The following is a 9,505-nucleotide window of genomic DNA, read 5'->3' on the forward strand; positions in this document are numbered from 1 at the left end:
ATGTCCGCTGGGGCCGTCACTATCGCGGCGTCGGCCGCACATGGGCCGAGGTGTCGGATCGGGGTCTCGCCGTCGAGCGTTGGTGTGGATGGTCGGGCTCATACGTCGCCCGCGCGGGCGGCGATGAGAAGACGGTCGGCGAGCTCGTCGCAGATGACCCCGAGCGCCCCGGCCGCCAGCTGCTCCTGCAGTGAGTGACGCACCTGATGCGCGTACCGCCAGACGCGTTCGGCGTCCGTCACCTCGGCGTCGGGGGCGTGGGTTGCGTAGGCGAGGGCGAGGGCGGCTACGGTCGTCTGCTCGGTCGCGACCGCCTCGGTGAGGCTGCGGGTCAGCGTCCACATACGCGAGAACGTCTGCTGGCTTTCGATCAATGCGGTGGGCAGCCGTGCCTTGCCTGCGTCATCCGATGCGGGTGACGCAGGGTCATCCGCCCCCTGGAGCATGTTCTTTGACATGGTTTCATCCATCCTTGATGGGGGTATGCGCATGCGGAAAGTAATGACCTGAGCTCGTAAGGAGGCGCCGGCTCGGCCGGTCCTGGTAGGCGGGTGACTATTTGACATGCGATCCTGAACCAGAATCTTCACGCGGCCTCCACGAAATAAAATAAATTCTCCGTTCAGCGTATGGACGTCGTTCAGCGCATGGATATAACGGTGCGCCGGCACGCCTGTACAGTCAAGGTGCGGCGGGAGTCGTGCGGCATACACCAGGCCCGGCGTGCGGGCTCCTTCCCTGGCCCTGGTGGCCCTGGTGGCCCTGGTGGCCCTGGTGGCGCCCTGGTGGCCCTGCCGCACCGGTGCGGCAGCGTTGCCAACCTGCTTGCCGAGGCCGCCTTCTTGTTTCTCCCCTTGCGATTTCTGGTGGTGCGCCGGACCTGGACGCGGTCCGCCGAAGACCTTCTCTCGGTTCGTAGCCGGGGAGTTCGGCCATGTGATCGAGCTCCACCAGCATGATTCCAGGTCCGTCCCGTCGGAATACCCATCCTGCATGGAGCCGATTATGGCGATCGGATGACCACGGCGATCGGGACCGTAACGCCTGCCGACCCGGTCCGGAATACGTCGAGAACCGCAGCGGGGAGGGGGAGGGTGTTGACCGTCGTCCCACGGGTAGGGCTGTCATGTGCTGCTTCCTCCGGGATCAGCGGAGGGGAGGATTCGGCGTGGGCGACCTGGACGGCGGTGGGCATGGGCGGCGGCATCCCGGTGTCCGAGAAGCCCGATTCGATGACTTCTATCCGGAAGCCTACGCGGCCATGGCTGCGGTCGACGCCCAGGGCGTCATCACGGGATGGGGCGCCGGCGCCCAGCGGCTGTTCGGTTACAAGCCGGCCGAGGTGACGGGTAGGTCCGCGGCGGAGCTGCTTGCCGCGGACCTACCCGATGCGGCCGGGCGGTCGGCGGCGGCGCTGGAGGCGTGGAGCGGGCAGGTGGCGCTACAGCATCAGGACGGTCGCATTCTGGATGTGGAGTTGTGGGCGTACCCGCTGGTGGATAATTATGGGAAGGTCCAGTGGTTCCTGATCGCCGCGTCGGAGGAGCTGCGCAGGCGCGAGGAAACACGGACGTTGGTGGACCGGGGGTTCGACCAGTCCCCGATGCGCATGCTGTTCTGCGACACGGACCTGCGGGTTCTGCGGGTGAACGCTGTGTTGTGTCAGGCGCTCGGCATGGAAGAAGACGACGCACGCGGGCTGTTCCTGACAGATCTGATGCCCGGCCCCGCCGCCGAACTGGCCGAGAGACAGATGGCCCGGGTGGTGAGGAGCGGGGAACCTGTGGTCTTCGAAATCATGGCCCGCAGCCCTGACCGGGCCCACGAGAACGTCTGGTCCGTCGGGCTCTGGCCGGTGAAGGATCCGACCGGCCGGTTACACGGGGTGGTTGAGGCTGTGACTGATATCAGCGAGCAGCACTGGGCAAGGAAGCGTCTCGCTCTACTGAACGAGGCCAGCACCCGCATCGGCAGCACCCTGGATGTGACGCGGACAGTCGAGGAGCTGGCCGATCTGGCCGTTCCCCGGCTCGCGGACTGGGCCAGCGTTGATCTGCTGGACTCCGTGCTCAGTGGTGGTGAGCCGGTAGCTGGACCGCTTTCCGGCAGCGTCACGCTCAACCGCACCGCACACCAGTCGGTCCTCGAGGGCTGCCCCGAGGCCGTGGTCGAGCTGGGGACGATGGAAACCCATCCGGAGTTCTCGCCCCTCGCCCGCGTTGTGGCCACCGGCCGGTCCCGCTTTTACCGGGTCACCGACCCCGACCTTGTTGCCTGGATCACCGACAGCCCGCCCAGGGCCGCCCGAATCCGCGACTTCGGGTTCCACTCGATCATGGTCGTGCCGCTACGGGCCCGCGGGACCACCCTTGGCGCGGTCATGTTCGCCCGCCACCGGCGTCCGGAGCCGTTCGAGCAGGACGATCTGATCCTCGCCGAGGACCTGTGTGCCCGAGCGGCTCTCTCCATCGACAACGCCCGCCGTTACACCCGCGAACGCACCACGGCCGTCACCCTTCAACGCAGCCTCCTCCCGCAGGGTCTCCCCGCACAGACCGCGGTAGAGGTCGCCTCCCGCTATCTGCCCGCGGGCTCCGGCGTCGGGGTGGGCGGCGACTGGTACGACGTGATCCCGCTGTCCGGCGCGCGGGTCGCCCTGGTCGTCGGTGACGTCGTCGGCCACGGCATCCACGCGGCCGCGACCATGGGCCGGCTACGTACCGCCGTGCGCACCCTCGCCGACGTCGACCTCGCCCCCGACGAGCTCCTCACCCGCCTCGACGACGTGGTCATCCGCCTCAGCGCCGAGGAGAACACCCTCGTGGAAAGCGCCGTCAGCGGTATGACCACCGGCGACATCGCGGCCGACGACATCGCATCCAGCGATATAGCAGCCACCTGCCTGTACGCGGTCTACGATCCGGTCTCCCGTATCTGCTCGATGGCGCGTGCCGGTCACCCCCCGCCGGCCGTCGTCACGCCCGACGGCACCGTGGACTTCCTGGACGTACCAGCCGGCCCCCCACTCGGCTTCGGCGGCCTGCCCTTCGAAGCCTGGGACATCCAACTACCCGAAGGCAGCCTGCTCGTCCTTTACAGCGACGGCCTGCTCAAATCTCACGGCCGCGACATCGACACGGGTCTGGGTGAGCTGCGGGGTGCCCTGACTGGTCCCGTGCGCTCGTTGGCGACCATCTGCGACACCGTGCTGGCGACCCTGCTGCCTGACCGTCCCACGGACGATGTCGCCCTGCTCGTTGCCCGGACCCGTGCCCTCGACGCCGGGCAGGTCGCCTCCTGGGGGTTGTCCGACGATCCGGCCATCGTCGCGCACGCCCGCGCGCAGGCATCCCGTCAGCTGACCGTCTGGGGACTGGACGAAGCCACCTTCACTACCGAACTGGTCGTCAGCGAACTCGTCACCAACGCCATCCGCCACGCCCGCATCCCCATCGAGCTGCGGCTGATCCTGGACAGCGGCATCATCTGCGAGGTCTCCGACGCGAGCAGCACCGCCCCGCACCTGCGGCGGGCCCACAGTTTCGACGAAGGGGGACGCGGCCTGTTCCTCGTCGCCCAGCTCACGACGCGCTGGGGCACCCGTCATACCCGCAGTGGCAAGACCATCTGGGCCGAGCAGCCCCTCCCCACCGGCTGACACCCCTGACCTGTGACACCGAGGTGCGGGAGCACCGAACTCCAGTCCGCGTCCGTTCCCAGACTCCCCGGAAGTCGACGATCATCGGCGGCCTGTCACGGCCAGGGGATGTCAGGGACGGGGCTGTCACGGCCGGGGGATGTCACGGCCAGGGGATGTCAGGGACGGGGAATGTCAGGGACGGGTGACCGGACTGTCGGCGAGCGCGCCGGAAACGACCGAGGCGAACATTGCCAGGCCGTCCGAGCCGGGGCCGGTCAGCGGTTCGACCGCATGTTCGGGATGGGGCATCAGCCCGACAACCGTGCCTTCGGCGTTGCAGATGCCCGCTATGTCGCCGACCGATCCGTTCGGGTTCCCGCCGAGATAGCGGGCAATGATCCGGCCTGCGCCTTCAAGCTCGGCAAGGGTCGTCGGACCGGCCACGTAGCGGCCCTCGCCGTGCTTCACCGGGATGACCACCTTCTCGCCGGCCGAGTATTCCGACGTCCACACGGTCGTGGTGTTCTCGATCCGTAGTGGCTGATCCCGGCAGACAAAATGCAGGCCGGCATTTCGGGTGAGCGCCCCGGGCAGCAGTCCCACCTCGCACAGCACCTGAAATCCGTTGCAGATACCGAGGACGGGCAGTCCGTCACGGGCCGCGTTCACGATGGCGTCGACCATCGGAGAGAAGCGCGCGATCGCGCCGGCGCGCAGGTAGTCGCCGTAGGAGAATCCGCCGGGCAGGACCACCGCGTCCACACCGGACAGTTCGATGTCGCCGTGCCAGAGTGCAACAGCTTCGCCGCCGGCGAGGCGGACAGCTCTGGCGGCGTCCCGGTCGTCCAGCGAGCCTGGGAATGTCACCACCCCAATCCGTCGCGTGACCGGCGTTGTGTTGTCGACCGGTACGTCCTGGTCGCTGTTCATGCCACCTCATCTGGTCGTCCCGCGATCTGGTCGTCCCGCGATCTGGCCATCCCGAGATCTGGCCGTGGCGCGGTTCCCGGGTGCGCCCGTTGATCGGCTCGACCGGGCAGTGGGTACCGAAAGTGTATCGGCGATCAGTCGACGACCCGGTGTTCATGATCGGCTGTGATCGGCTGTGATCGGCTGTGATCGGCTGTGATCGGTGCTGGTGGGTCGCGGCGGGTCGTGGTCAGCGGTGGGCCGTTGCGGACAGCGGTCTGCCGTCGGTCCACGATCCGCACCGGGTGGCATGCCGATCGAGCCGGTTCGCCGGCGCGCTCTCGTCCCACAGAAGCAGTTTTTCCAGATGAACCCGAGTGCCGCGGGTCGGCTCGTGCACCGTGTCGAACCGGACGTCATCCATGAGCGCGCGCATCACACAGATTCCACGGCCGTTTTCGCAGACCGTTTCCTCGGCAGGCACATCCATAATCACGGTGTCCGTGTCGAGCAGGTCGAAACCACCTCCGTTGTCCACCACATCGATGACCGCCGCCTGGCTGTCGACGTCAGCGAATACCTGATACCAGTCGTCAGCCCGGGCATGCTGCAAGACATTGGCACACGCCTCGGTCAGCGCGAGTCCGACGTCGTCGATGCAGTCCTGATGCACGCCGAGAACCTTCAGCGACTGGGCGCACATCCGACGGACGACGGGAATGGAGATCTCCTCGCGGGGGAGGGACAGCGAAAATCTGATCTCCATGTCGGCAGTGGTACCCCGGCAAGTGACCACTAACCGACTTGAACTCCTTCGGGCAGGACGGCCGGGGCGAGGTGGCGAGGTGGCGAGGTGGCGAACCGCCCGCGACGAGCCGCGGTGGGTCGCCGGGAGATGTCGGTGGCACGTACTAGCCTTGCGGGCGTATCAAGTCCGCCAAGCTGATCCGCCAAACTGAGGAGTGCACGATCGTCCGCCGACAGACCGCCCACCGTCCCGTACCGTCCTATTCCGGGCCTCGCGCGCCCAGCGTCACGTCGTCGTACGCGGCCGGGCCAGGGCCGGATGCTTCCGAGGCGGACGTGGACGCGGCAGAGCATCCGGTCGTCGGGCCGAGGTCACCCTGCCCGTGCGGGTCGGGACGCCGTTACAAGGCATGCCATGGCGTGCGGCGGCGGCCCACGCCTGTACTGCGTCCCTTCGTGGGCCGCGCCGACGAGCCCGATCTGGTGGCCCTGCGTGAACTCGTTCCGAGCGCCACCGCCCCGCTGAAGCTGTCCGCGGGCTTTCTCGCGGAGCATCCCGAGCACGCCGACCGCGTTATCGTGCTCGGAACGATCCTGCCGCAGGCCGCGCCCGCGCTCGTCCGGGACAACGGCGACATCGTTCTCGCCATGCAGACGGGCATCGCCACCAACGACGCGAGCGTCGATATCGCGCGGGCGCTGCTCGCGGCCCTTGAGGGGAAGTACGCAAGCCCGGTGATCCTACCGCCGGCTACGGCGGGGGATCCCGCTGCCGACGCGGGCAGGACCGGTCCGACGCTGCTGGACCTTCTCGACCCGGCGCCGCTGGACATCACCGTCCATCCCGGGTTCGCGTGGTGGCTTCCCCCGGCCGAGGACGGTGGCAGCCTTGACCAGGAGGTCGCCGCCGTCCTGGAACGGGCCAACGCCTCCGTCGTCCCGACCGCTCGGCTGGTCTCGGTGGACGCGGCCTACTGGTGTCGTCCCGGAGAACGGGCACATCTGCGGTGGGTCCAGCCCTACGACGAGGAACTCCTGCTCGACGCCCTCGCCCGGCTGGCCGCTGCCGGCGAACTCACCGTGGGTGACGGATCCCGTTTCATCGGCTCGTTCCGGGCGGACGGCCTCGTCGTCCCGGTGTGGGACCTGGCGCCGGGCGCCGACGCGGACAGCTGCGAGACGCCGGCTGCCACGCTGCGGGACCGGCTGGAGGACGCGGTCGCCGACCTCGGCCCGCTCAGCCCGTCGGAGCGCCGGATGCGTGCCGGCGTGGTCGGCCGGACCCTCACCCTGCGCTGACATGCCGTCCGACATGCCGTCCGATATGCCGTCCGACACGCCCGGTGAGGCGTCCCACGGGATCTTCGACGTGGTAGTGGTCGGTGCCGGCCCGGCGGGAGCCAGCGCCGCCCGCGCGGCAGCCCGGGCCGGGGCCACGGTCTGCCTGCTGGAACGGGCCGAGCTACCCCGCTACAAGACCTGCGGTGGCGGTCTGGTCGGCCTTTCGGTCGATCATGCGGGCGTTGACCTGTCGGGGCTGGTCCGCGGGAGTATCGACCAGCTCACCGTGTCCCTGGACGGCGGGCTGGCCCGGACCCGCCGACGGCCCGGTCGGCCGATGCTGTCGATGGTGATGCGGTCGGAGTTCGACCAGGCGCTGGTCGACTCGGCCCGCGCCGCCGGGGCGGGCCTGCGGACCGGCGTCCACGTCACCGGCCTGCGGGAACAGGCCGAACAGGACGGTTGTGTCGTCGTGTCGGCGCGTGGTGGGCCGGACGTCCGTGCGCGGGTCGTTGTCGGTGCGGACGGCACGTCCGGGCGGACCGGCACCTATGTCGGTGTCCGGTGTGATCAGGTGGACGTCGGTCTGGAAGGCGAGTTCCCGGTCAGCTCCCGCGTCGCGGGCCGGTGGGCCGGTCGGGTTCTGCTCGACTGGGGCCCGGTGCCCGGTTCGTACGCCTGGCTGTTCCCGAAGGGCGACATCCTGACCGTCGGTGTGATCGGATCCCGGGCCGACGGTGGCGCGCTGCGGGGGTACTACGCAGACCTGGTGCGCAGGCTCGGGTTGGAGGGGGTGCGGCCGCTGCACGACTCGGGGCATCTGACGCGGGTGCGTGCCGCCGGCTCGCCGCTGTGTCGTGGCCGGGTGCTGGTAGCCGGGGACGCGGCGGGTCTGCTCGACCCGTGGACCCGAGAGGGAATCTCGTTCGCGCTGCGGTCGGGACGCCTCGCCGGAGAGGCCGCCGCGCGGGCCGCCGCTGGTGAGCTGTCCGCGCTCGCGGACTATCCCCGCCGTATCGAGGCGGTGCTCGGGCCCGAGATGGACGCCGGCCATGAGGTGCAGGCTGTGTTCGTCCGCCGTCCCTGGGTGCTTCACGCGCTGCTGACCTGCGTGCCGGGTACGTTCGGCCTGTTCGGGCGGATCGTGGAGGGCAGGTCCACGGTGGCGAGACAGCTGCGCCGCCCGGGTGTCCGCCGGGTGACCGCCGCAATCACCCGCTGAGCCCTGCCGTGACCCGGCGGAGCCGATCTACCCGGCCGGTGTGGGACGCGAACTTTCCAGCCCGAACCGTTCGGCAACCGCGCCGGCAATTTCCAGGAACGCCTGCCTGGTCGGTTTTCGCATGTCCTCCAGGACAATGCGGCCACCGATTGCCAGGTGCGGGTCATAGGGCACCTGGACGACCCGCCGGGTGCGGGCGGCGAAGTGCTGTTCGAGCGCGGCCACATCCACGGACTCGCCGTTCACCGGGAACGTCGAGATGACCGTCACCGCCTCGCGGACCTGCTCGGCGTACCCGTGCGCCTCCAGCCAGTCCATCGTGGCGCTGGCGGAAGAACCGCCGTCCGCGCTGGAACTGCTGACAATCACCAGTGTGTCGGCGAGTTTCAGGACGGCGGGCATGGCGCTGTGCAGAATCCCGGTGCCGCAGTCGGTCAGCAGAATCGAGTAGTGCCGCTGCAGGATGTCATCGACAGCGAGGTAGTCGGTGTCGGCGAACGCCTCCGAGATCTCCGGGTCGTTCGCGGACGCGAGGACCTCAAGGCGGCTGTCGGACTGCGACAGGTACCTGCGCACGTCCACGTAACGGTGGAGTGAGCCGGCGTTGTCGAGCAGGTCCCGGACGGTGTTCGCGGACGTCCGCGGTACCTTCGCGCCGAGCGTTCCCCGGTCCGGGTTCGCGTCGATCGCGACGACCCGGTCTCCGCGCAGGCTGGCCAGGGCCGACCCCAGGGCCACGGTGGTGGTGGTCTTTCCGACACCGCCCTTCAGGGACATGACCGCGATCCGGTGGCAGTCGTACAGCGGGGTGCGGATGTGCGTGACGAGCCGGCGGTGGCGGGCCTCGTCGGCGGAGGGCCCCAGGTTGATCGTCCCACCGGAAGCCCTGAAAATCACCTTGCGCCAGCCGCTGGATGCGGTGTCCGGTGGGGTCGGGAGCAGGGCGCTGGTCAGCAGCCGGTTGGATGCGCCGCCAGGTTGGCGCATCCCGTCCGGCCTGCCGTTCGCGGCGTCGGTGTGGGCAGGCAGGACGCCGGTGGGCGGTGGCGCCGGATACTCGGTGCTGGGGTAGGAGTTGTCCGGGTACGGGGGACCCGGCTGTGATCCTCCGGAGTAGGGCAGACCGGGGAATGCCGGCCCAGGCCCCTGCCCATCGGGGTAACCACGGCCGTTGTCGCGGTAGAGCGGTGGGATACCCGGCTGGTCCAGCGACAGTGCCGCTGTGGCCGGACCAGCCGGTTGCTGGGCCGACGGTGCCTGGGCCGGGTAGTCCGCCGAGATGGGCGGATATGACAAGTGATCTTCGCTTTGAAGGGGTGCGCCGACCGTCACGTCCGGGGTGCCGCGTGGGACACCCAGTGGATCGGCGGAGTCGAAGTCCGGCGGGTACCGGGTGTCGTCCGGGTACTGGGTATCGTTGTGGTAATCCGGCGCCTGTGGATGGACGGGGCTCACGTAACCGGTCTGTTCGTGGACGAGGTTGTATCCGCTGTTGTGGGTGTCCCGGGCATCGAGGGGTCTTCCGGGTGGTGGTACGGCTGGCGGCGCGGGAGTCCGTCCGGCGCCGTCCGGGCGCTCCTCGTGCCGGAACGGAACGACGGAAACCCGCTGGTCGACCTGTGTTGGACCGAAGCCGGCGGACCCGGGGAGATGAGGCGCGGGTACCTGGGGCGGCGCTGACTGGGGCGGTGGTGACTGGGGCGGTG

At 69.1% G+C, this 9,505-nt stretch carries 7 protein-coding genes; 3 read left to right on the forward strand and 4 right to left on the reverse strand.

What is annotated here, in order from left to right:
• Positions 1-98: 98 nt before the first annotated feature.
• Positions 99-458, reverse strand: coding sequence for a hypothetical protein (locus NBW77_RS05980; RefSeq protein ID WP_131744660.1), 360 nt, complete (start codon positions 456-458; stop codon positions 99-101).
• A gap of 710 nt (positions 459-1,168) precedes the next feature.
• On the opposite strand from NBW77_RS05980, the gene NBW77_RS05985 reads away from it, so the two are divergent.
• A complete protein-coding gene (locus NBW77_RS05985) occupies positions 1,169-3,658 on the forward strand; it encodes a SpoIIE family protein phosphatase (protein WP_242605462.1) in 2,490 nt (829 codons plus the stop codon).
• A gap of 174 nt (positions 3,659-3,832) precedes the next feature.
• Here NBW77_RS05985 and purQ read toward each other — a convergent pair whose 3' ends face one another.
• Together purQ and NBW77_RS05995 are read right to left on the reverse strand one after the other, a co-directional pair.
• Positions 3,833-4,570, reverse strand: a complete 738-nt coding sequence (gene purQ / locus NBW77_RS05990; protein WP_131744662.1) for a phosphoribosylformylglycinamidine synthase subunit PurQ — start codon at positions 4,568-4,570, stop codon at positions 3,833-3,835.
• Positions 4,571-4,799: 229 nt separating this feature from the next.
• The gene (locus NBW77_RS05995) at positions 4,800-5,315 is read right to left on the reverse strand and encodes an ATP-binding protein (protein WP_131744663.1); all 516 of its coding nucleotides are present in this window, start codon (positions 5,313-5,315) and stop codon (positions 4,800-4,802) included.
• A gap of 317 nt (positions 5,316-5,632) precedes the next feature.
• Here NBW77_RS05995 and NBW77_RS06000 point away from each other — a divergent pair, with 317 nt between their 5' ends.
• Both NBW77_RS06000 and NBW77_RS06005 read left to right on the forward strand, forming a co-directional pair.
• Complete coding sequence (locus NBW77_RS06000; RefSeq protein ID WP_250279383.1) at positions 5,633-6,595, forward strand: DUF5926 family protein; 963 nt, start codon at positions 5,633-5,635, stop codon at positions 6,593-6,595.
• A 13-nt stretch (positions 6,596-6,608) separates the two neighbouring features.
• Positions 6,609-7,799 (forward strand): geranylgeranyl reductase family protein, encoded by a 1,191-nt coding sequence (locus NBW77_RS06005; protein ID WP_242605464.1) that lies wholly within the window; start codon positions 6,609-6,611, stop codon positions 7,797-7,799.
• 27 nt (positions 7,800-7,826) lie between these two features.
• Here NBW77_RS06005 and NBW77_RS06010 read toward each other — a convergent pair.
• On the reverse strand, positions 7,827-9,505 hold a 1,679-nt coding region (locus NBW77_RS06010; protein ID WP_250279384.1), incomplete at its 5' end, for a MinD/ParA family ATP-binding protein.

The sequence above is a fragment of the Frankia sp. Cppng1_Ct_nod genome, assembly GCF_920656135.1.
Taxonomy (GTDB): Bacteria; Actinomycetota; Actinomycetes; order Frankiales; family Frankiaceae; genus Protofrankia; species Protofrankia meridionalis.